At 66.1% G+C, this 21275-nt stretch carries 25 protein-coding genes; 13 read left to right on the top strand and 12 right to left on the bottom strand.

Annotated elements, in window-relative coordinates; genetic code table 11:
- Positions 1-258 (top strand): hypothetical protein (locus VB737_RS00790; RefSeq protein WP_500310302.1); only part of this gene is annotated, 258 nt, incomplete at its 5' end.
- Positions 259-456: 198 nt separating this feature from the next.
- Here VB737_RS00790 and VB737_RS00785 read toward each other — a convergent pair.
- Together VB737_RS00785 and VB737_RS00780 are read right to left on the bottom strand one after the other, a co-directional pair.
- The gene (locus tag VB737_RS00785) at positions 457-2100 is read right to left on the bottom strand and encodes an urea transporter (protein ID WP_500310300.1); all 1644 of its coding nucleotides are present in this window, start codon (positions 2098-2100) and stop codon (positions 457-459) included.
- Positions 2101-2232: 132 nt separating this feature from the next.
- Positions 2233-3735, bottom strand: a complete 1503-nt coding sequence (locus VB737_RS00780; protein WP_500310298.1) for an arginase family protein — start codon at positions 3733-3735, stop codon at positions 2233-2235.
- 758 nt (positions 3736-4493) lie between these two features.
- On the opposite strand from VB737_RS00780, the gene VB737_RS00775 reads away from it, so the two are divergent.
- On the top strand, positions 4494-4928 hold the full coding sequence (locus VB737_RS00775; RefSeq protein WP_500310297.1) for a cupin domain-containing protein: 435 nt from the start codon (positions 4494-4496) through the stop codon (positions 4926-4928).
- Between the two features lie 99 nt (positions 4929-5027).
- Here the strand turns inward: VB737_RS00775 and VB737_RS00770 are convergent, their stop codons facing one another.
- Positions 5028-6152: an ABC transporter substrate-binding protein gene (locus VB737_RS00770; protein WP_500310295.1), complete on the bottom strand. Its 1125-nt coding sequence runs from the start codon at positions 6150-6152 to the stop codon at positions 5028-5030.
- A 49-nt stretch (positions 6153-6201) separates the two neighbouring features.
- Between VB737_RS00770 and VB737_RS00765 the strand changes: the two genes are divergently transcribed.
- Complete coding sequence (locus VB737_RS00765; RefSeq protein WP_500310294.1) at positions 6202-7437, top strand: hypothetical protein; 1236 nt, start codon at positions 6202-6204, stop codon at positions 7435-7437.
- Between the two features lie 318 nt (positions 7438-7755).
- On the top strand, positions 7756-8670 hold the full coding sequence (locus tag VB737_RS00760) for an alpha/beta fold hydrolase (protein WP_500310292.1): 915 nt from the start codon (positions 7756-7758) through the stop codon (positions 8668-8670).
- 264 nt (positions 8671-8934) lie between these two features.
- On the opposite strand, the gene VB737_RS00755 is transcribed toward VB737_RS00760, so the two are convergent.
- The 5 genes from VB737_RS00755 to VB737_RS00735 form a co-directional block, all read right to left on the bottom strand.
- On the bottom strand, positions 8935-9381 hold the full coding sequence (locus tag VB737_RS00755) for a secondary thiamine-phosphate synthase enzyme YjbQ (protein WP_500310290.1): 447 nt from the start codon (positions 9379-9381) through the stop codon (positions 8935-8937).
- A gap of 354 nt (positions 9382-9735) precedes the next feature.
- Positions 9736-10035, bottom strand: a complete 300-nt coding sequence (locus tag VB737_RS00750; protein ID WP_323243414.1) for a hypothetical protein — start codon at positions 10033-10035, stop codon at positions 9736-9738.
- Positions 10036-10269: 234 nt separating this feature from the next.
- Positions 10270-11175 carry an ABC transporter permease gene (locus tag VB737_RS00745; protein WP_323243415.1) on the bottom strand — a complete coding sequence of 302 codons (906 nt, stop codon included), beginning with the start codon at positions 11173-11175 and terminating at the stop codon, positions 10270-10272.
- On the bottom strand, positions 11172-11822 hold the full coding sequence (locus VB737_RS00740) for an ABC transporter ATP-binding protein (RefSeq protein WP_500310287.1): 651 nt from the start codon (positions 11820-11822) through the stop codon (positions 11172-11174). Before VB737_RS00740 ends, VB737_RS00745 begins: the two co-directional genes overlap by 4 nt.
- 38 nt (positions 11823-11860) lie before the next feature.
- On the bottom strand, positions 11861-13000 hold the full coding sequence (locus VB737_RS00735) for a hypothetical protein (RefSeq protein WP_500310285.1): 1140 nt from the start codon (positions 12998-13000) through the stop codon (positions 11861-11863).
- Positions 13001-13150: 150 nt separating this feature from the next.
- Here VB737_RS00735 and VB737_RS00730 point away from each other — a divergent pair, with 150 nt between their 5' ends.
- On the top strand, positions 13151-14134 hold the full coding sequence (locus tag VB737_RS00730) for an ion channel (RefSeq protein WP_500310283.1): 984 nt from the start codon (positions 13151-13153) through the stop codon (positions 14132-14134).
- On the opposite strand, the gene VB737_RS00725 is transcribed toward VB737_RS00730, so the two are convergent.
- Positions 14019-15038 carry a glutathione S-transferase family protein gene (locus tag VB737_RS00725; RefSeq protein WP_500310305.1) on the bottom strand — a complete coding sequence of 340 codons (1020 nt, stop codon included), beginning with the start codon at positions 15036-15038 and terminating at the stop codon, positions 14019-14021. The two genes, VB737_RS00730 and VB737_RS00725, sit on opposite strands and share 116 nt — an antisense overlap.
- A gap of 130 nt (positions 15039-15168) precedes the next feature.
- Here VB737_RS00725 and VB737_RS00720 point away from each other — a divergent pair, with 130 nt between their 5' ends.
- Both VB737_RS00720 and VB737_RS00715 read left to right on the top strand, forming a co-directional pair.
- Positions 15169-16440, top strand: a complete 1272-nt coding sequence (locus VB737_RS00720) for a family 10 glycosylhydrolase (protein ID WP_500310281.1) — start codon at positions 15169-15171, stop codon at positions 16438-16440.
- Positions 16441-16512: 72 nt separating this feature from the next.
- Positions 16513-17589, top strand: a complete 1077-nt coding sequence (locus VB737_RS00715; protein WP_500310279.1) for a DUF3616 domain-containing protein — start codon at positions 16513-16515, stop codon at positions 17587-17589.
- A 2-nt stretch (positions 17590-17591) separates the two neighbouring features.
- On the opposite strand, the gene VB737_RS00710 is transcribed toward VB737_RS00715, so the two are convergent.
- Positions 17592-18176 (bottom strand): EF-hand domain-containing protein, encoded by a 585-nt coding sequence (locus VB737_RS00710; protein ID WP_500310277.1) that lies wholly within the window; start codon positions 18174-18176, stop codon positions 17592-17594.
- Between the two features lie 126 nt (positions 18177-18302).
- On the opposite strand from VB737_RS00710, the gene VB737_RS00705 reads away from it, so the two are divergent.
- The 4 genes from VB737_RS00705 to VB737_RS00690 are packed head-to-tail and all read left to right on the top strand — an operon-like array spanning position 18303 to position 19446.
- Positions 18303-18446: a CAB/ELIP/HLIP family chlorophyll-binding protein gene (locus VB737_RS00705; RefSeq protein ID WP_500310275.1), complete on the top strand. Its 144-nt coding sequence runs from the start codon at positions 18303-18305 to the stop codon at positions 18444-18446.
- Positions 18447-18493: 47 nt separating this feature from the next.
- Positions 18494-18736, top strand: a complete 243-nt coding sequence (locus VB737_RS00700; protein WP_500310273.1) for a high light inducible protein — start codon at positions 18494-18496, stop codon at positions 18734-18736.
- Positions 18737-18749: 13 nt separating this feature from the next.
- A complete protein-coding gene (locus tag VB737_RS00695; RefSeq protein WP_500310271.1) occupies positions 18750-18989 on the top strand; it encodes a hypothetical protein in 240 nt (79 codons plus the stop codon).
- Positions 18990-19002: 13 nt separating this feature from the next.
- Positions 19003-19446, top strand: a complete 444-nt coding sequence (locus tag VB737_RS00690) for a nuclear transport factor 2 family protein (RefSeq protein ID WP_500310269.1) — start codon at positions 19003-19005, stop codon at positions 19444-19446.
- A 27-nt stretch (positions 19447-19473) separates the two neighbouring features.
- Here the strand turns inward: VB737_RS00690 and VB737_RS00685 are convergent, their stop codons facing one another.
- The gene (locus VB737_RS00685; RefSeq protein WP_500310268.1) at positions 19474-19869 is read right to left on the bottom strand and encodes a hypothetical protein; all 396 of its coding nucleotides are present in this window, start codon (positions 19867-19869) and stop codon (positions 19474-19476) included.
- 169 nt (positions 19870-20038) lie between these two features.
- Between VB737_RS00685 and VB737_RS00680 the strand changes: the two genes are divergently transcribed.
- Positions 20039-20248, top strand: coding sequence for a hypothetical protein (locus VB737_RS00680; RefSeq protein ID WP_500310266.1), 210 nt, complete (start codon positions 20039-20041; stop codon positions 20246-20248).
- A gap of 387 nt (positions 20249-20635) precedes the next feature.
- A complete protein-coding gene (locus VB737_RS00675) occupies positions 20636-20989 on the top strand; it encodes a hypothetical protein (protein ID WP_500310264.1) in 354 nt (117 codons plus the stop codon).
- 33 nt (positions 20990-21022) lie between these two features.
- On the opposite strand, the gene VB737_RS00670 is transcribed toward VB737_RS00675, so the two are convergent.
- On the bottom strand, positions 21023-21241 hold the full coding sequence (locus VB737_RS00670; protein ID WP_500310304.1) for a calcium-binding protein: 219 nt from the start codon (positions 21239-21241) through the stop codon (positions 21023-21025).
- Positions 21242-21275 lie beyond the last annotated feature (34 nt).

Genomic DNA, 21275 nt, shown 5'->3' with positions numbered 1-21275 from the left:
CATCCCAATGGACTGATGAGCAAGACCAACCGGCGCCGGCTACGGCGTCAACAAGCCGGGGCTACAGCCTCACAGGGTGGGCCAGATTTCATGTCGCCGGAGGACCAATTCCGGATGTCGCTTGACATCTGGGTCCACGGCGGCAATCTGCACCAGTGCCGCCACTATTCGCTCTATCTGGCGCTGCAACTCAAGGCCCGTCTTGCCGGGCTGGAAACCCCCGTCCATGGTCTGGCCCCCAGCCATCACAGAACCTGACGCGAGTTTGTGACTGGCAGGGACTGCTGATCGGTGGTTCAAGGCCAGACCCTCCCGATGCCGTTGAGCTCGAAGCGCTTGGGGGCGCCGGGAGGGATCGCGCAACAGAGCCAGACCGATTCGCCATCGCTGGGTCGAACTCGGGAATGCAAGGGATGGGGCATCCCGCCGCTGGTCCGAGGGCCAGGCCCACAAGCCTCAGATCAGCAGCAGGCGATCGAGGAGTTGCTTCCAGGTCAGGCCCTGCAGCTGGGCGCCGAAGACGTGGCTCTGCTCTGCGGGTTCCAGGGGCGCCTGGCCCACGCTGCGCAGCAGCCGGTTGAGTTCCGCCGGATCCAGATGGTCGTTGCCATCGCCATCGATCGGCAACAGGTACTGCAACAGCCGTTCCTCCCCCTCGCGCAGCCGCCGCAGCCGCAGCAGCAACTCGCTGAACTCCACCGCATCGACGCTGCCATCGCCATCGAGATCGCTCGCTTGCAACACAGCGGCCAGCTGGTCGGTTCCCACCGCCCCATCGGTAGAACCGACCCCCAGGCCCTCCGCCAGTTCCGCCACACTCAGCCGCCGATCCTGGTCCCGATCGAGCGAGGCGAAAAGCGTCTCCAGCTCCGTCACCAAGACCGGCTCGGCCCGGGCCAGCAGGGAGGGGTAGCGATCCCCGGCCAGGGCACCGCGCAGCTGTCGGCGGAAATCGCCCATCAGCCGGCGAGCCACATCAAAGCGGCGGCGATGTTCCTCGGGGGTGAGGATCGAATGCAGGCCCACCGGAATCAGGGCCGGAACCATGCGCTTCAGCAGCAGCAGCAACAGCGCGGTGGAGACGATGAACGGCAGGGTGAGCACGGGCAGGGGCCGACCTGTGACGGCCTGCAGCAGGCTCCCCAGCGGCACCATCAACAGACTGCCGAGTGCCGCTCCCGCCAGTCCGGCCCCAAGGCTGAGGCGGTTGAGGGGATAGAACACACCCGCCACGGCGATGGCGGTGAGCACGCCGTCGAAGCTCCACAGGCCCTGGGCCACATCAGCGGCGGGCGCCCCGAGCCCCAGGCCGGTGAGACCTCCCACCAGGGCTCCGGCCACTCCCACCAGGCCCGCCATGGGGCTGGCCACCACCACCGCCAGAAGCACCAGAGAGCCGGAGAGCAGGTTGGAACAGAAAAACACCTGGCCAAAGCCTTTGGGGATGGCCTGGAGCAGGGCGACCAGCGGGCCGCTGACCGACTCCGGTTGGCTGGCCTGCAGCAGTTTCAGCTCCGGGTGAGCCAGGGCTGCGGCCAGCAGCAGCAACGACCAGGTGACCAGGCAGAAGGGCAGGGTGAGCGGGGGCAGACCGACAACCCGCACCAGCCACCGCCCCAGCCCATGCACCAGCAGGGTGGTGAGGCCGGCCCCCAGCACCGTCAGCAGCAGCCAGGCCAGCGACGGGATCGCCGTGCCGTGATCGGCCAGGGCCGCCACCGCACCGCCCACCAGGGCGCCGTTGAATCCATAGATGCCGTTGCGTCGCGCCTGGCGATCGGCGCCGATCGCCCGGGCGACGAGGTGGGCCGCCACGATGCCCAGCAAGGTCAGTGCCGCCGCCCAGAATGACTGCAGCGCCATGGCCAGCAGCAGCAGCAGACCGCTGAGCGGATTGTTGATGAAGATCACCTGGCCGCAGCTGCGCAGCCAGCCCACCAGTGTGTGGGCCAGGGGGTGATGGCCCCCCAGACGGGTGATGCCCGGCAGGGTTCCACTGCTGGGCAGGAGGTGCTCCAGCCCGCTGCGGCCCGGCGGCTCAGCCTTCAGGAAGCCTTGCAGCAGCTCGTAGGCCGGCAGGGGGGATGCAGCGGGGGGCATGGCACGGCCAGGCGCAGGTCAGGAGAAGCAAGTGGGCGGCAGGGATCGGGTCAACCGGGAACAGGACCAGGCGTCCTCCGTTGCGGGGGCTCTCGGCGGGTCAGTGCCATCGCGGAGGGGAGACGCTCCGGCCTACAAACGCTCCTCCAGCACGTCCAGCACCCCCTGATAGATGCCAAGTGACACTTCGGCCAGGGAATTGAGCGTGTCGAGGTGGGGGTTGATCTCGCAGATCTCCCAGCAGCAGACCCGAGGATCGCGCAGCAGGGTGCGGTTGATCTCCAGGGCTTCGTGGGCCCACAGACCGCCCAGCACCGGTGTGCCCGTCCCTTTGCAGACGGTGGCATCCATGCTGTCGACGTCGAAACTGACATAGATCAGATCGCAGTCCGCCAGGTAGTCCAGGCAGCGCCGGGCAGCCGCCTCGCCACCGATGCGCCGCACCTCCTCGGTGCTGACGATCGGCAAACCAAAATCGCGAATGGTGGCTTCTTCCGCCGGTTCGGTGTCCCGGACGCTGACATAGATCAGATCCCGCAGCAGGATCGCCGGCTTGCCGGTTCCGCAGAGCGCCTGGCACCACTTCCAGAGATCTGCGGTTTCCCCTGCCGGATCATTGATGGCGTGGTGGAGATTGTCGTGGCCGGTGGCCACCCCCAGTGGCATGCCATGCATGTTGCCGGAGGGGGTGGTGTAGGGCGAATGGATGTCGGCATGGGCATCGATCCAGACCACGCCCAGGCGGCTGTCGGGGTGGGCGCGGCGCAGCCCGGCGATCGTGCCGGCGGCGGTGGAATGATCGCCGGCCAGGACCACCGGAAACAGGCCCCGCTGCCGGGAGCTGGCGACCAGCTCGGAAGCCTGAGCCATCACCTGGGAAATGACGCGGATGTGGCGGGCATGGGGCGTGATCTCTCCGCCGCTGATTTCGCTGGCACGGGCACGGGGCAGCTGCTGCTCGGAGATCTCCTCGATCAGCTGGTCGCGGATGCGGCGCAGGTCCTTTTGACGCTGGGCAGCCTGCTTGAGCAGCTCAATACCTGAGCCTGAGCCGGGGATGCCGGCCCCTAGATCGCAGTCCACCTCCACAAGGCCGATCTTGGAGCAACGGCTACCGGTGCTGTAGTGAACCAGCGTTTTCTTGAGCCGCTTCATGTCAGCCAGAGAGAGGGCCAGCTGGCCATCGCTGAGCAACAGGTTCAGAAACTCGTCATAGCTGATGGTGCCGCTTTGATCCACGTCATGGGCCTGGATCAGGGCCTCGAGGCGCTGGACGTCTGGGTTGTCTTCGAACACCGAGAGCAGCACTGACATCTCGTCGAGGCTGAGGCTGCCGCTGCCATCGCGATCGACCAGAGCAAAGATCTCGCGGAGGTTGCGGCTGAGATCGAAGCCCCCCTGCCCCAGGGCCCAGGCGGTGAATTCGTGGCTGTCGAGATAGCCGCGCTCGTTGGCCAGGGCCAGCAACTCGGCGCCCGCTTCGCTGGAGAGGCTTTCGCCCAGGTTGGCGAGGGCCCGTTCTGTTTCGGCCACCGAGATCTGGCCGTCGCCATTGGCATCAAACAGGCGGAAAACCAGTTCCAGTTCGCGGCAATGCAGTTCTGCCAGGGCCGAAACCATTGAAAGAGGAGCCATGCAGGAGCCGCTGAACGATCCGTTTCTGTCCCAGTTCTATGCGGTCAGCACCCTTCTCGTCACCCCGTTACGAGCCATTGTTCAGACCTGATCCTGGTCAAACCTGGCCCGGCAGCGCCTTCTGGGCCGCCGCCAGGGGCCTGGGCGTCGGCCGTTGCTGCGGGAGGCGTTCCGCTGGCAGGTGCAGCGGCGCTGGATTCCCAGCGGTGTGGGCAGAGGCGACTATGGAGCGACTGATGCATCCACTATTTGAGTCTTCCTGAACTTCATGTAAGTCTTCGCCATGAGAATCGATCGGCGCCGATGAATGACGGGGCCTGCCTTCAACGCTTCCTGCTGCTGTATCAGCCTATGGCGCGATTGGTTGGCGCAAGGCGTCTCTCTCTGGCGTTCTTGCTTCGATCCATTCCATGCATGGCATTTGAACGTCGCGCCTGGCTGAAGCCAAGGAGACGTCATGATCGTCGTCGTCTCCCCTGAGAGCGGCGGCAGTCGTTGGGCCGCCATGTGGTGATTGGCAGGCGGCCGCCACTCTCCCGCACCAGGGCCAGCAGACGCAGCAACTCTCCTTCGTTGCGGTGGATCGAGGGCTGGTAACCGGCAGCACCCATCGTCGCGATCCAGGTTCTTCTGGACGGCCTCCACAGCGGCCCGAAGGGACCATCGAAGCAGGGATCCCAGCTCCATGGGGTTCTGCCGGTCCGGTTGACAGCCAATGGCTGCTCACCCACGTTGAAGCAACCATCCAGCGGATCACCATGACCTCTGCGCGCATCGTTCAGCCCTCGCAACGGCCAGCGCCGAACCGGGTTGCAGGATTTGACATCCAGGCCCTGATTTCGGGAGACGAGGCCCAGAGCTTTGAGGCCTTCTACACCAGCGGCAACAACGGCACCGGACCGGCACCCCATTGCCATCCCTGGGATGAAACGTTCTTCGTCATCAGGGGGCCGGTGGTGTTCGGCGTGGGGGATCAGGAGCACCCGATCGAAGCAGGCACGCTTCTGCATGTGCCGGGGGGCGAGCGGCACTGGTGGCGCTTCGAGGTGGAGGGAGAGTTCCTCTCGTTCACCTCCGGGAAGCAGGCTGCGGCCATGTACCGGGACCTGGCGACCTTGCCGGCCGATGCCGCCAAGACGGACTATCGGGCGGTGGCCTTTCGCCACGGCCAGGCGGCCCGGCCCCAGGCCTGAAGAACGTTCAAGCCCTGGATCCCAGTCCAGCAACGCGCCACCGGCTGAGAAGCCGAACACCAGCCGGCTGATACCGATCACCAGGCCGATTCTCGGGCCTCAGGGCTCCCAGCGCTGCGAGCCCAGGATGGTGAGGTCCACGTAGCTGCTGCCGTTGTGGTCCTTGGGGCTCAGATGCACCCGGAAGCCGCCGAGGTCCACGTTCCGCATTGTTTCCAGGGCCGTGACAAAGCGCTGGCGGGTGGGGGCGGGCCCGGCCCGGCGCAGGCCCTCCACGGTCAACTTGGCGGCCAGAAACCCCTCCAGGCTGGAGAAGCCGAAGTGCGGTCTGGCCTGCTCGCGCCGCATCAGGCGCTGGTATTCGCGCACCACCGGCACCCGCTCATTCCAGGGGAATGGCACCACCTGCGTGATGCCGATGCCGCTGGCTTCTTGGCCCAGCAGGGAGGCCCGCAGGGCACTGGTGCCCACAAAGGACACGTTCATCAGCTGGGCCGTGCTGCCCTGCCTGTGCATCTCGCGGCTGAAGGAGGCTGAGCTGGGGTAGGCGGCCACGATCACCACGGCGTTGGCGTTGGCGCGCATCACCGTGCTGACCGCCCCCCCTGTCTGGGTGGAGTTGCGCTCCACCCTGGCCGTGGCCACCGGCTTGAGGCCGTGGCGCTTGAGGGCCTTGAGGGCACCGCTGAGCCCATCCTGTCCGAAGGCGTCGTTCTGGATCACCACGGCAATGCGATGGCGACCGCTGCGCACCAGGTCATCGACCATCCGGTCGATTTCCATGTGGTAGCTGGCACGCAGGTTGAACACCATCGGCCGAAGGGGCTGGCGCAGCAGTTGGGCGCCGGTCAGGGGGGCGATCAGCGGGATCCTGTTGCTCTCCACCAGGGGCAACACCGCCTTGACGGTGGGGGTTCCCACGTAGCCGAACAGGGCGAACACCTTGTCGCGCTCAATCAACTGCCGGGTGTTGCGCAGGGTGAGGGGAGGCTCGTAGCGGTCATCGAGGCTCAGCAGCTTCAACCGCCGTCCATGGATGCCGCCCTGGCGATTCACCTCGGCGAAGTAGGCCAGAGCCCCTTCCCGATATTCCTGCCCGAGCATGGCGGAGGGGCCGCTCAGGGCGGCCGACTGCCCCAGCACCAGCTCAGCGGGGGGTGGTGTGGCGCCCAGGCCCGGGACCGCCAGGGCCAGGCTGAGCCCGAGGACGCCTATTGCCGCCACCGGCCCATGCCCGCTCAGCTTTAACTTCAGTGAACAGCAGCGGGTTCGCATGGGGCAGCGCAGGCAAAGACCGTGGAACGTTCTGGCGATGGTGGCCGTCGTTCTGGCGGCCATCCTGGCCATTCTCGGGATCAGCCGCATCGACGTGATTCCGGTGCAGAGCCGCGATGCCCTGCGCCTGTCCTCGGCGTCTCGCGCCCTCACCACCCTGCCCCTTGGCGAGAAGCCGCCCATCGGCGTCTGGAGCGCCATGCGGGGCGATCAACTCAGCGCCGGGGAGGACCAGGTCGATCGCACCGAACTGGAGCGGGCGCTTTACAAGGTGCAGGTGGGGGTGTACTCCACCAGCAATTATGAGCTGGACCTCACGGTGCCCAGCTATTCCAGTAGTGGCTATGTGTGGCTGCGATGGGAGGAGCCCATGCAGCGCTATGTGGAGAGTCGCGGAGGTGATATTTCCAGTCTGTTTATTGTCTTGAACACCCTGCTTTCCGACAAGGATTCCAGCCTAAATCCGGTGGGAGAGGCCCCGATAAAGCTTGCGGATGGCAGTTATTACCAGCTCTTCACCTATGTCGGACGTTATTACGTTGACAGAGCCAGCTTCCGTCATTATCCATTCATGAACATCAGTCTGCCGCTGGTGATTGAGGCCAACGACGTGGATGGTCAACTTGGCTACCGCAACCTGCGCCTGCTTCCAGAGATCCGCAACAGTGGAATGGGTCTCTATGCCCACATGATCGGTTGGCTCAACATGGGCTGGTCGATCGCCGAATACCGTCACCATTACGCCACCAACTTCGGGCTTGGAGTTGAGGAAAACGAATACAGCCAGATTCTGTTTGAGATCTCCTACGGCACCTCTTCATGGGCGTCTTTCTGGCGGCTTCTGTTGCCCCTTGTGGTGCTGATGACGATGGTGTTGCTGGTGTTCAAGGTGCGTCCGGATGAACAGGATGCCCGCGCCAGTATTCCAGTCACGGTGTTGCTCACCCTGGTCTTTCTGCAGCAGACCTACCGCGACCAACTGCCTGATCTGCCCTTCCTCACGTTCCTGGATCAGGTGTATGTGGTGGCCTACGTGGTCACCCTGGCGGCCTTTGTTCTCGTGCTTTGGATTGGCCGTCGCTACGGTATTATGGAAACGATGGAAGATCCGGTTGCCAAGGAGGCTCTCCTGCGGCATCTGCATCGCCTGGATGACACCTGGCCCCTGGTTGTGGTGCTGTTGGGTGGTGCGGCCATCACCTTCTGCTGGATCACGATTCCCCAGGCGCTCTGAGGGAGCGGAACGTCGGCTGGCTCAGCGCGCCACAGCCCAGGTGCCATCATCCGCCTGAGCCATCAGTGGCTCCAGCTGCACCAAAAGGGCTCGACACCAGCCAGGCGGGCCGGAACCGAGCCACTTTTGGAGAACACGACCCACCTGAGCAAGAAGGGGCTCCGCCCAGGGATCCATTCAAGGGAAAAGCGACCGCGACCTTCCCCGTCACCGACGCGTGAATCGGCCCGACTTTTAGCAGCGATCATCCCGATACCATGGTGATTACGGCAGTCAGGTATCCATGCTGATCCAGGTGAGCGGCCCTGGCCCACAGGCATGACCACTGACAGGGCCAGTGACAGGGCAGCGGTTGCGCAGACTACCATGCCACCTGGGTTGAGGTCGTTGATGCTGCCGGTGCGGGGCGGTTCCAGTCGCCTTTGGGCTGGCCATCACCTCCCAGCTGCTTCCACGGAGTCATTTCCGTTGCTCGTGTGCCATGGCGGACCAGGCATACCGAGCGACTATTTGTTTCCCTTGGTGGAGCAATTGCACCGACCCGTGATCTTCTTCGATCAACTGGGATGTGGGCGCAGTGACCGGCCTGACCCTGCGGTTGAGGAGTACTCGATTGCCGCCTCCGTGCAGGACCTTGTCGCGGTGATCGACGAACTGGTGGCCAACGGGTGGATCCCGATGTGCGATGGGCGCCCCGCTTATCACCTCTACGGGCAGTCGTTCGGGGGCATCCTGGCCTTTGAGGCCCTTACCGCTGTCAGTGGCCCACCGCTGCCGCGCTCGTTGACCCTTTCGAACGTGCCCAGTTCGGTGCCTGTACTGCTCGAGGATGTGGCGGCCTTGCTGGCCGATCTTGGCGGCGACGCTTCCCGCTTTGAGGCGACCCATGTCTGTCGAACGTCGCCACGACCACCGGCCTTGCTGGCGGCCTACGCCCCGGGGAACCCAGGCAGCCATTGGCGTGGTGTGGATGTCATTGCCGACTGGTGTGCGCCTGAACGCAGCCTGAGTTGCCTCAATCCGCCCGTTCTGCTGCTCGCGGCGGAACATGACTTTGTCACCCTCCGTTCGATGCAGGGGTGGCAGAAACTCGCCAAGCAGCGCCTGGTGGTCATCCCTGGAGCGGCGCACCATGCCCTGCTTGAGAGGCCCGAGGCCTATGGCGCGCAGCTTGAGGCCTTCCTACAGGCCCACGAGGAATCAGGGAGCATCGACCAGAAGCGCCACCGCTGAGACCCAGTGGCTCAGCAGCCCTTCAGATCTCCGCATCATGGGGTGGCGGGACGTCCCTATCTGAGGCTGGTTTCCGTTGTATGCGCCAGGGACTTCGTAGCCCAGCGCCCCATTTCAGGCGGTTGCGGCCAGCAGACGATGGTGGCTCAGGCCGGGGAGATGGCGCTTCAGGCATGGGCCCCGGGCTCAGCTGTTGTCTCCAAGATGACGCTGGCGATGGGCCGCGTGAATGAGCTGCTTAGCGCCGGCTGGAGTGACACGAATTCAGAGGTCGTTGCGCTGGCCGGCCAGCAGGGTGAGCAGCACCTCACGGCGGCGTGGGCCGTCGAGCTCCACCAACAGCACGGACTGCCAACGGCCGATGCCAAGCCGGCCTTCCACCACCGGCAGGCTGAGCTGATTGCCCAGCATCAGGGAAATCAGATGGGCGTGGGCATTGCGGGGTTCGTCAGGCGGAACGCCGGGGCGCAGATGCAGGTCGTTATGGAGCCAGGGGCGATCCGGTGAGGCCAGCTCGAGGAAGAAACGCTCGATGTCAACCAGCAATCGCTCCTCATTTTCGTTGAGGGCAAGTGCGGTTGTGGTGTGCTGACCCACGGCCACCAGCAAACCGTCGCTGATCCCGCTGCGATCGATCAGAGCCTGCAGGTCCGTCGTGATGTCGTGGCAGGAGAAGGAGCCGACCGTCTGCAGATCGAGACGGTGATGCATCAGCTGGACCATTGGTGTGCGGCGGTTGCCGGCAGTGGGCTGAGGGACAGTATCGAACCTGGCCCGCCTGACTCTGCAACCGTGCCGGCTTGGTCTGATCGGTGCAGCAGGGCTCGCTTGGCGCACTTGATGCGACCAAGTACCGAAACTGGCCAGGCAAGGTCTGCCGCGATTCACGAGAGCCCATGCTTCAACAGGACAAGAGACGAATGGATTCGAATCTGCGACCAGGCCTGGGTGCAAGGCGGAGCCCAGCTCCGTTCGGTCAACGCTGCTGCCCGTCTGAGGTCACCGTGGCCGTGGCCCGAGCCAAGGCCCTTTCTTTGGCACGATTGCCTGGCAGCCCGATGCCACCTATTTCCCGTTCTCCTTCATCAGTCCTTGTGTCATCTGATCGATTTTCTCGCCATCATCAGCCCTGTCTTGTGTGTTTCCTTTCTTCTCCGTCTGGCCTCCTTCACCTGTGACAGAGCCAATGGTGGATTGAAGCTTGCTGTCGGTATCTTGCGTTGAGGCTGGAGCTTTTCCTGATTGCGCTCCGAGCAGCGACTGGGGTTGGGAAAAAGGGATCGAAAGGGCCATTGCTGGAGATTGAATCAACAGTGATGCCATGAGCAAGCCCAGCGAAAGAAAAGACATCAATAAAGTCTTCATATCAGATCTCTTGGAATGTTCAGCTTAATCCTACTGCCCATTCCTGGCTGTGCAGATAGAAGTGCAGCAATCATGCGTCGACACGCAGCACGATCTCATTGGATCTTGATACGAAGTTCCGTGGTGTCAATGGCCGCTGAGATGCACTGCATCTGTTGAGGACCAGTGAATGGAGCAACCCTTCGCCAGAGGTGCGGCAGATGGTGGGTGACGATTGTAATCAGTCGGAATCTTCTATCGCTTATCGATGCTCTTCATCCTGGTCTTTTCCTGGCTCCGTCCACGCCGCCGCCAGCTCAGGAAGGCCCCAGCGGGCCGCCATTCAGCCTGTCCGCCAACCTTGACCAGTCGATCGAGCCGCAGCTGATGGTCGGCGCTGGTGAGTCGCCCATAGGCCAGGCCCACAACCGCGAACACCCCCAGCGCCGTCGCCGACGCGATCATGAACAGGATCACGATCTGGTAGCGAACCGCCGCCGCTGGCGCCGCCCCCTGGAGGATCTGCCCGGTCATCATCCCCGGCAGGCTCACCAGGCCCATCACCATCATCGAGTTGATCGTCGGGATCATGGCGACGCGGATGGCGTCACGCACCACCGCCCGGCACGCCTCCCAGCGGGTCGCCCCCAGGGCCAGATCCGTTTCGACCTGGTCGCGCCCGCTGCGCAGACCTTCCATGAAGCGATCGAGTCCCAGGGAGAGGCCGTTGAGCGTGTTGCCCAGCACCATCCCCAGCAGCGGGATCAGATACTGGGGTTTGTACCAAGGCTGGGGCTGGATCAGTCCGGTCACCGCCAGCCCCGTGACCAGCGCCGAGGAGGCCATCACCGACAGCAGGCTGTTCAGGTAGATGCCGGCAAAGCGCTGCCGGGTGCGTTGCACGGCGGACACCCCGGCGATCAGCGCCATCGCCGCCCCCACCAGCACGATCAGCGGCGCCTGGTCCTGGTGGAACAGCCACTCGAGCACGAACCCCACCAGCAGCAGCTGCACCACCATCCGCACCGACGCCACCAGCAGGCTGCGGGACAGGCCCAGGCGCAGCGCCGCCGAGAGACCCACGTTCACCAGGATCAGCAGGGCGGAGAGGGCCAGGCGGCCATCACTGATCGTCAGGGCGCCGGCGCTCGATGGGGTCATCGCTGCAGCTCCAGGGTGCGGGTGGCGAAACGCTCGATCTGCTCGCCGTCATGGCTGATGACCACGCAGGCACGCGGACCGGCGGCGAGCCAGTCGGTCAGCAGGGCCTCGACGGCGGCGGTGGTGGCCCCGTCGAGGGAAGCGGTGGGTTCATCCAGCAGCAGCACGGTGGGATCGAACTGCAGGCCCCGCAGCAGGGCCAGCAACTGCAGCTCACCGCCGGACAGCCGCTCGGCGTCGTAATCCAGGAACGAGGCATCGCGTCCCAGGGCCGCCAGCCAGCCGGTGATTCGCTCGTGGCTCCACCTGCCCAGCCCGCGCCGCTCCCGGAACCGCCAGGGCGCGCGCAGGTTCGCCGCCACGCTGCCCCCGCCGGCGACCGGCCGCTGGGCGAGGTACAGCACCATGGCCCGCCAGCGAGGTACACCCCACGCCGCCGGAGGGCGTCCCAACAGGTGGAACGCTCCGGCCTGCGGAGGGTCGAGCAGGGCCAGGGTGCGCAGCAGCAGGGTTTTCCCCGCCCCCGAGGGCGCCACCAGCCCCAGGCGATCACCGCCGGCCAGGTCGAGATCCAGCCGGCTCCAGAGCAGCCGATCCCCCAGCCGCCGCTCGAGCCCGGCGGCGCTCAGCAGCAGGGGATGGTCCAAGGGAGCGGGATGGCTGGGCACCGCTCACGTTGACCCCGTCACGTGCGGCCCGCGGCCGCCTGGCAGCTGGTTCCCTTGGAGGCCAGCCACAGTTCCACGGTGCCCTGGGGGACGGAGCGTGCGTACCTCCATGTGCTCAGGTCGATGGGAGAGAAGCCAGGCTTTGTATTGCCGGATCCGGCAAGAAGGGCCCGCACAGGAGACGACCTGGTCTTGAGAGTTTCGATCTGGGCGATCAGCTGCCTGGCCAGCTCGCTGTCGGCCTGGTGGAAGAAACGCACGGAGTTGTAGGCACCGCAGCTGCTTGAGGAGGGTTCGACGACGCGCACACCCGAGACGATGTACCAGCGTTTTGCGGAGAGCTGGATCAGAATGGGTCTCAGTTGTTCGGCGATGGCAGGATCGTCCAGATGAACGGTGACGACGGCCAGGCTGGGTTCGGTGTAGGCGCTTTTGGCACGAGCCGTTTCGAGCCTGACGGCATTGAGCTGGTTGACGACTCTGGCCTGGGCCAATGAGCCCGCCACCAGCCTGGGATCGGTGATGGTGTCCTGGGCCAGCTGGGAGACACTGACCGACTGTTCGCCAGTGCTGTCCTTGCCTTCCACCTGCTTGCGCAACGCTTCAATCGCCAGGGCCCCGGCTTCCCCGCAATCGGCCGCGATGTCAGCGACCGACGTCAGGTCCCTGTCACCGAACTTCAGATTGAGGCTGAAGACCTGTTGTTGGTAATAATCGTTGCAGGCCTCGCCGGAACTTTCCACCAGGCGATTCAACACCCTCGCCGCTTGGTCGACGCCGTGGTTGAACTGGGTCTGGGTGGCAGACGCAAGGCGGGAATTGCTGTTTTGTGCCTGGATTGACTCTTCCCCGGATGACCCCTCGATCAACAGAATCGAGATTCTCGCAAGCAGCAACTTGTCACGAGGGGCCTTGTCTTTGCCAGGCTCGGTGTTGAGCATGTGCTCGATGGCCAGCAGGGAGATGTCTCTGCCGAGTTGCTTTGATGTGAGTTTGTCGGTGAGATCACCGACCAGTCCCGCCGTGCGTGATTGCTGCGACAGCTTGTTGACTTCGTTGGAGGTGATCGTGGCGACAATCAGCCCGATGGTGCCGGCGATGGCGGCGATACCTGAGACGATATTGTTGAATGTCCGGCCCCGTTCCGCATCTGCCATTCGCGTTGTCCTGATGCCACCATCTGGGACCCAGTCTCAGTGGCACGTCAGAGCGAGGAGGAAGGGTCCCACATTTCTTATTGGTGTGCAAGGTGGCATTCCCCGGGTACCTTTTGATGTCACGATGGTTCCTCCACCACTGGATTGGGGATGGGCCCATCGGTCGAGCGTCGCCAGCCGATCCGGTCGGTACGGCTGAGCCACCGGGGCGGGGTGCTCCATGCGGAGGAACGTCGGGGCTGGCAACGCCACTGGCGGGAGCCCTATCGCTTCATGCTGGCCATTCCCTGGCCGGGGTTTCTGCTGAGCATCGCCGCCAGCTATCTGCTGCTCAATCTCGCCTTCACGCTGCTCTATGCGCTGGATCTCGATGGCATCGGCGGGGCCCCCGATGGCCAGCGCCTTTCCGTTCTGGATGCCTTTTTCTTCAGCGTCCAGACCCTCGGTTCGATCGGTTACGGCGTGCTCCATCCCAGCAGCCTCTGGGTGAATCTGGTGGTCACGGTGGAGGCCTTCTTCGGGCTGTTGTTCATCGCCGTCACCACCGGCCTGGCCTTTGCCCGCTTCTCCCGCAGCCGGGCCCGCCTGCGCTTCAGCCGGGTGGCCACGATCGAACCCTGGCAGGGGCACCCCACCCTCACGTTCCGGGTGGCCAACGTGCGCCAGAACAGCCTGGTGGATGGGCGGATACGGGCCTCCCTGGCCATGAATGAGGACAGCGGCGGCCGTCGGATGCGCCGCCTCGTGTCCCTGCCGCTGGTGCGTGATCAGTCGATCAGCTTCCAGCTGATGTGGACCGTGATGCACCGCGTCGACCAGCACAGCCCCCTCTTCGGCCTCAGCAGGGAGCAGCTGGAGCGGCGCCAGGCTGAAATTCTCGTGGCCTTCCAGGGACTCGACGAGATCCTGCTGGCACCGGTGCACTTTCGCTGCAGCTACGGGGCGGCCGATCTGCGGCTGGGGGAGCAGTTCCGCGACATGGTGCAGATCGACGGCCCCGACAGCGTGTTCCTCGATTTCAGTTGCTTCGATGTGACCGATCCCCTTGATCCGCCGCCGCCCCCAGAGGCTCCCGACCATGGGGGAGCAGAAAGTCGATCTCCGGACCCACCGGCACCACGCCCGTGGGATTGATCATGGTGTGGCTCTGGTAATAGTGGCGCTTGATGTGGCCCATGTTCACCGTTTCCGCCACCCCCGGCACCTGGTAGAGATCGCGGGTGTAGGCGAACAGGTGGGGGTAGTCCACCAGCCGTTTCAGGTTGCACTTGAAGTGCCCCACGTAGACCGGATCAAACCGCAGCAGGGTGGTGAACAGGCGCCAGTCCGCTTCGGTGATCGCCGATCCCAGCAGATAGCGCCGGCCGGCCAGGTGTCCGTCCAGCCAGTCGAGCGTGGCGAACAGGGGACCCAGCGCCTCTTCGTAGGCCTCCTGGGTGGTGGCGAAACCACAGCGGTACACCCCGTTGTTCACGGTCGTGTAGATCCGCTCATTGAGGCGGTCGATCTGCTCGCGCAGCGCCGCGGGATAGACGTCCCCCTCCCGGGCGCCCAGGTGATCGAAGGCGCTGTTGAACATCCGCAGGATCTCGGAGGATTCATTGCTCACGATCGTGCGCCGTTGCTTGTCCCACAGCACCGGCACGGTGACGCGGCCGCTGTAGTGGGGATCGGCCACGGTGTAGAGCTCGTGCAGGGCTTCGGCGCCCTCGTTGGGATCCGGCACCACCCCCTCCGCCGCCTGGAAGGTCCAGCCCCGCTCGCCCATGAACCAGTGCACGACGGAGTGTGGGATCAGCTCCTCCAGCCCCTTGCGGGCGCGCAGGATCCGGGTGCGGTGGGCCCAGGGGCAGGCCAGTGACACATAGAGGTGGTAGCGGCCGGCCTCAGCGGCGAATCCGGCCTCCCCGCTCGGCCCGGCCGATCCGTCCGGGGTGATCCAGTGGCGGAAGGCCGCCCGCGAGCGCTCGAAGCGGCCGGCGCTGCTGGCGGTGTCATACCACTGATCCCTCCAGACCCCGTCCACCAGCAGGCCCATCGCGATCGCCATGACGCTCACGGACCCTAACGGGCCTCCCGTGCCAGCCCTGCACCCGGCGGACACTGGTCGTAGCGGGGCGGAATCGGCTCCATCGTGGAAGCCACAGCAGCACCGATCCCTGGACACCATGGCTGGCTTGAACCGGCGCGGCCCCCGCCGCTGGGTCGCCCTGGTCCTCTGCGGCGGCCTGCTGGCCGGGATGCTGTCGGGTGTGCTGTCGGGCCAGCCTCTGCTGTCGCCGCCCGCGAAAGCCCAGGAGCCGCCAGCGGCGATGGCCCAGGATCGGCCCGAGGAGCTGCGGGGGGTGTGGCTCACCGCCAACGACATGCCGGTGCTGCGGGACCGCGGCCGCATGCAGGCCGCCGTGAACCAGCTGGCAGAGCTGGGCTTCAACCGGCTCTATCCGGTGGTCTGGAACGGTGGCTTCGCCTACTACCCCAGTCGCGTGAGTGAGGCGCGCCAGCTGCAGGACTTCCGCTTCCGCGGCCTGCAGGGCCAGGACATCCTGGCCGAGCTGATCAGCGCCGGCCGCAACCGTGGGCTGACCGTGATCCCCTGGTTCGAGTTCGGCTTCATGGCCCCCCCGGAGTCGCCGCTGGCCCAGCGGCATCGCAGCTGGCTCACCCAGACCCGCGACGGCGGGCTCACCTCCAGCAGCGCCGCTGGCCGGGTGGTGTGGCTCAATCCCTTCCGGCCGGAGGTGCAGCAGCTGATCACCGACCTGGTGCTGGAGGTGGTGAACGACTGGGGCGCCGACGGCATCCAGTTCGACGACCACATGAGCCTGCCGCGGGAGTTCGGCTACGACCCCTTCACCACCGCGCTGTATCGCAAGGAGACCGGAAAGGAGCCACCGGCCAACCCCGAGGACCCCGCCTGGGTGAAGTGGCGCGCCGACCGGATCACCGCCTTCCTCGACCAGCTGGCCGGGGCGGTGCGCGCCGCCCGCCCCGGCGCCCTGATCTCGATCTCCCCCAACTACTACGACTTCGCCTACAAGCTGCAGCTGCAGGACTGGCGGGAGTGGGTGCGGCGCGGCATCGCCGATGAGCTGCTGGTGCAGATCTACCGGCCCGATCTGGCCAGCTATCAACCCCACCTGAGTCGGCCGGAGGTGCAGGAGGCCCGCCAGCGCATCCCCACCGCCATCGGCGTGATGAGCGGCCAGCGCAACCGCCCCACCCCCCTGGAACTGATGGCCCGCAAGCTGGCCGCCAACCGCGCCCAGGGCCTGGGGGTGGCCTTCTTCTACTTCGAGAGCCTCTGGAGCCTGGGCCCCGAGCCGCCGGACGAGCGCATCGCAGGGCTGGCCCAGATGCTGGGCCCCCGTCAGCAGGCGCTGGGGGGCCCCGGAGTCCGCGGCGCTTCAGCGCCGCCCCTGCCGCCGCCGCCTCTCTAGCGAAGGCCGGGAGCTGACGTTGACACCCCCCAACGCCCCACTACCAAGGGAAGAAGCTCCCGCCTTGCCTCCATGCCCCAGCCGGCCGCCGACCTGCCCCTGGCCGTCCCGAGCCACCAGCGCCTGCTCGAGCTGTCGACCGCACAGGACACGGAGGCCGAGGAACTGCGGCAGAACCTCTCCGCCCTGGTGGCCATCGACCGGGTGCTGTGGCTGGGGGGTGATGAGGGACGCAGCCTCTACAGGCTGCAGCGCCTCGGCGATCACCACTACGGCGATCTCTGCGCCGTGAAGCTCAGGGACTTCGGTCTCGCCGGCGGCAAGGACGATGGCGAATCGGACATCGAAGGGCTGGCGCGCGATGGCGATCGCCTCTGGCTGGTGGGCTCCCATTCCCTGCGCCGCCGCCGGTACGACGCCAAAGGAGGACCCCTGAAACTGCATGACAGCCAAAGCCGCAATGCCCATGTGCTCGGCTGCCTGCGCCTGGATGGGGAGGGCCGGCCCGTGGCCGGGCAGCGGCTGGCCTTCGATGCCGCCGAGGGCCGTGACGCCCTCACCCAGGCCCTGGCGAGCGACCGGCGGATCGCTCCGTTTCTGGCGATCCCCAGCAAGGACAACGGACTCGACATCGAAGGCATCGCTGCACTGGGCGAGCGGGTGCTGGTGGGGCTGCGCGGACCGGTGCTGCGGGGTATCGCCCTGGTGCTCGACCTGCGCCTGGGTGGCCTCGATGGCGACGGGCCCACCCTCTCCCTGGAGGCCCATCGGTGCCGCTACCTCTCGCTCAGCGGCCTGGCGGTGCGGGATCTGGCTGTTGTCCCCGGCAGCCACGACGTGCTGGTGCTGGCCGGGCCGACAATGGACCTGGCGGGCCCCTGCTACCTGCACCGCTGGCGCAACGCCCTTGGCCCGCAGGATGCACCGCCGAAGGACGGCGTCACCCTGGAGACAACGGAGCCGCTGCTGTGGATCCGGGATGGCCGCCCCGGTCGCCCCGGAGAAGGCAGTGACAAACCGGAGGGGCTGGATGTGCAGCGTCATGACGGGCAGCTGCTGGCCTGGGTGGCCTACGACGACCCCATGGCCGGCAGGATTGGCGGGCAGGGAGCCAGAACCCGCCTGGATGGCTACGTGCTGCCGGACTGACGTCAGCCCAGCTCCACGCCGTCGAACAGGTGGCGGCCGGGGACCTCCGGCGAGGGATCGAACCAGTACTGCTCCACCAGCGTCAGGAAGGCCTGCCGCGGCAGGCGGCCGGGGGGCAGCCCCAGGCCGGCGAGCATCCGGTCGAGGTTGGCGGCGATGCCCGCGGTGGGATGGCCGTAGGCGGCGGCGAAGGCGGCCAGGTCGTCGCCGTCGAGCTGGCCATCGCCATCGAGGTCGAGCACGTCGAAGAAGCCGCCGGCGGAGCGGGCCATGAACTCCCGCGCGGCCTGGGGATCGGCACCGAAGGCGGCGAACACGCGGCCATGGGAGGCGAGGAACTCCTCCCGATCCACCGTGCCGTCGTGGTTGAGGTCGCGGCGAGCGTTTTCGTGCCGGTAGGTGTCGAGCAGCAGCCCCAGCAGATCGGGGATGCGGTCGGGCCGTCCCTGCCAGCGCCGCGCGAGCCGCACCGCCACCGGTTCGAAGTCGCCCTCGATGGTGTGGCGGCCGTCACCATCGCGGTCGTAGAAGCCGAACAGTCGACGGTAGCGGCGGATCAGCTCGGCGGGCAGGGAACCGCTCGACATCGACTGGGCCGCAGCTGTTTCGATGCTACCGGGGCCGCCGCAGAGCACCGCTGCGGATCCGCAGCGGCTCGAATTGACACGATCCTTTACAAGCTGTTACAATTCACGAAACAAACTGAAACACTCATGACCGACTCCACCTCCCGCTTCGGCTTCGTCGCCTTCGCCGAAACCTGGAACGGCCGTCTCGCCATGCTCGGCTTCGTCATCGGCCTCGGCACCGAACTGCTCACCGGCCAGGGGATCCTCGCCCAGATCGGCCTCGGCTGATCGCCCCACCGTCCACCGCTTCCCTTCCACCCCCCCTTTCCGGATCCATGACCCATTCCTCCGCCACCGCTTCCGCCAGCGCCTTCCAGGGCGACAGTGAGCGTGCCATCCACATGGAGCAGCTCAAGCGCGTTGAACTGTTCAACGGCCGTGCCGCCATGATCGGCCTGGTGATCGGCGTGCTCACCGAAGCCATCACCGGCTCCGGCATCGCCCACCAGATCGGCCTCGGCGCCCTGACCGACGGCTACGCCGCCTGCCGCACCCAGTTCCTGCCCTTCTGCTTCTGATCGGGTCTCCCTGATGCTGCCTCCCCTCTGCCCCTTCACGGCCGCCCGGATCGCCGGTCTGCAGGCCACGGTGCTGCTGCTGCTCACCCTGCTGATCAAGGCCAGGGTGCAGATCAAGGCGGCCTCGGCCCTGGGTCTGTTCCTGCTGGCCCTGCAGACCCTGGTGTTCCTGGCCGCCGCCGGAGCCCTGGGCCTGGCGGCCATCGGCGGAGCGGTGCTGGCCCTGAACCGTCCGCGGCCGGCCGCCGTCTGAGAGCCCCCCTGCCATGACCGCCGTGCTGCAGCCACCGCTGGGGGAAGACGCGCTCCGGGCCCTGTTCACCAAGCCCTACGGCGCCTCGGGGCCCACGCCGGAGCAATGGCGGGCGGTCTATGCCGAGGACGTCCACTTCACCGACCCCACCCAGGAGCGCCAGGGCCTGGCGGCCTACATCGCGGCCCAGGAGGGGTTGCTGCAGCGTTGCGATGACGTCTTCCTCGAGCCCGGTGCCGTCGCCCTCAGCGGCGATGTGGCCTTCGTGGAATGGACGATGGGCCTGAAGATCAAGGGCATCGAATTCCTCTACCCCGGCACCAGCCGGCTCCGCCTGGGCGCCGACGGCCGGATCGTCGACCACCGCGACTATTTCGACTTCGTCGGCCCCACCTTCACCCCGGTGCCGCTGGTGGGCGGTTTCGTGCGCTGGCTGTATGGGCGATTCGTGGCCTGACGGCTCCGATCAGCGGGACCGGCCAGCTCAGCGGCCGGAGCCGGCGAGGGGGACCAGGCCTGAACCCGCCGATCGGTGGGGCCTGGGGATCCGCGACGGGCGACGCCCGGTGAGGCGCGCCAGCCGGGCCAGGGGCGTGCCGGCACGGCGCAAGGCCTCCTGTTGCCGCTCGCGCCAGGGGCGATCCACCGCTTCCATGGCCGCCGGGTCGTCATGGTCGTGGACGCCGAAAAGCAGGCCAATGATCCGCTCCGCATCCATGGCCTCAGCGGCGGCTTCCTGCCAGAGGCGCTCGCTTCGGGAACGGTCGCCCCGCCGGAACTGGGCGTCGGCCAGCTGGCGGGTGAGCGCGAAGACCAGCTGCCGCTCCTTGAAGGCGGAGAAACTGCCTTCGAACTGATGGGGAAAGCAACCGCTGGCCATGGGGGGTGTCCTCCCGCTGGAGTTCTGGCTTCCACTGTATCGACTGTTACAGATCTTCAGGCCTCACGGCCCGATTCCTGCTTCGCAGGTGAAAGGGCAGCGACTCCCCCTGCCCGGTGGAAGGTGGCTGAGGAACTGAACCGAGTCCTTGCCGCCGATGTCCATCCCCATGGTCGATCTCCCCTTCCTGGCGCAGCTGCTGGTGGCCCTGCTGGTGGTCGCCACCCTGGATGGTCCGCCCCCTGCGCAACCCGCCCACGATCCGTCTGCCGGAGAGCCGGAAGCCCCGGAGCCGCGGCTGGGTGGCTGGTCGGCGGAGACCGACCTCCACGCCCAACGCCTGCTGCGGCTCGAGCGACTCCGTGACAGCCAGTCCTGACTGCCGTGACCGACCAGGCGGATCCGGCTCCTGAAGCCCATCCGCTAACGGCCATGCACCGGGGAGTTGGCGCGATGCTCGAAGCTGTCGACCAGAAGGCCCTAGTAGATGACTGGCACGACCGTGGCCGGCTGAAGAACCTGCGGCGCATCGGCGCCCAGGAGCCTGTGCCGACGCAGGTGCTGCGGCATACGTGCGCCAACGACGACGAACTCAGACACCTCGAGGCCGTTCAGGACCTCGTTGAGCTGGAGCCCCTCCGGGCGCACGGGGCTGCTGAGGGATCCCGCCCGGCCGTGCGAAGCGAACACACGCACCCAGCCAAAGGACCGTTCCCGACTGGGCGCGCTGCTGCACCGGCGCAAAGAGGTGTGGCGGGGCCAACAGGTGCTGATCGATCGCCTCGAAGTCCGCCTCCAGGGACTGGAAGCGGACAATGCCGCGCTTGGCTCCGAGCAGCAGCCATCGAAGGCCGAACGGCAACTGCAGAAGGAGCTTGTGGCCCTGCAGCAGACCCTTGATGCCGAGGTGGAACGTCGCCGGCAACTCGCCAGAAACAACCACAGCCTCGGCGGCCGGGTCGCCCACACCGATCGCTACCGGCGTCAGCGCGCCGACCTGCAGGAGGGCGTCGAGCTCAGGACGGTCCAAGCCGCCTCCCGCCGTCAGGCCTGGCAGCGCCGGCACAACTCAGTGCGCCGCAATGTGTCTCGGCTCCGGTCGAGGCGGCTGAGGAGGTGATGCGCGGCAATCCCGATCACGGCCATGGCGCGCCTATCCCGGTGGAATGAGAGCAAGAACCTCTGCTTCGCCGAAAGTGACGCCGTTGGAGAATCGAAAAGTCTCTACACCATAGTCACTGGAAAGGAAGTAGTTCGAAACAACCAACTGATCCCTAGTTGTGTAGTGCCACCAGGTTGTTCCGGCTGACAAAGGGGTGTGAGGCCGACAGGGTTGTGGTGCGACCCAACAGCCCCAGACCTCACACTCCATGCATACACACCCCAACGCCCGCCTGACACCGATC

It is taken from the genome of Synechococcus sp. BA-120 BA3, from assembly GCF_034931285.1.
In the GTDB taxonomy this organism is placed as follows: Bacteria; Cyanobacteriota; Cyanobacteriia; order PCC-6307; family Cyanobiaceae; genus Cyanobium.
Note: the sequence above shows the minus strand (reverse complement) of the source record. Positions and strands in the feature narration are given on the sequence as shown.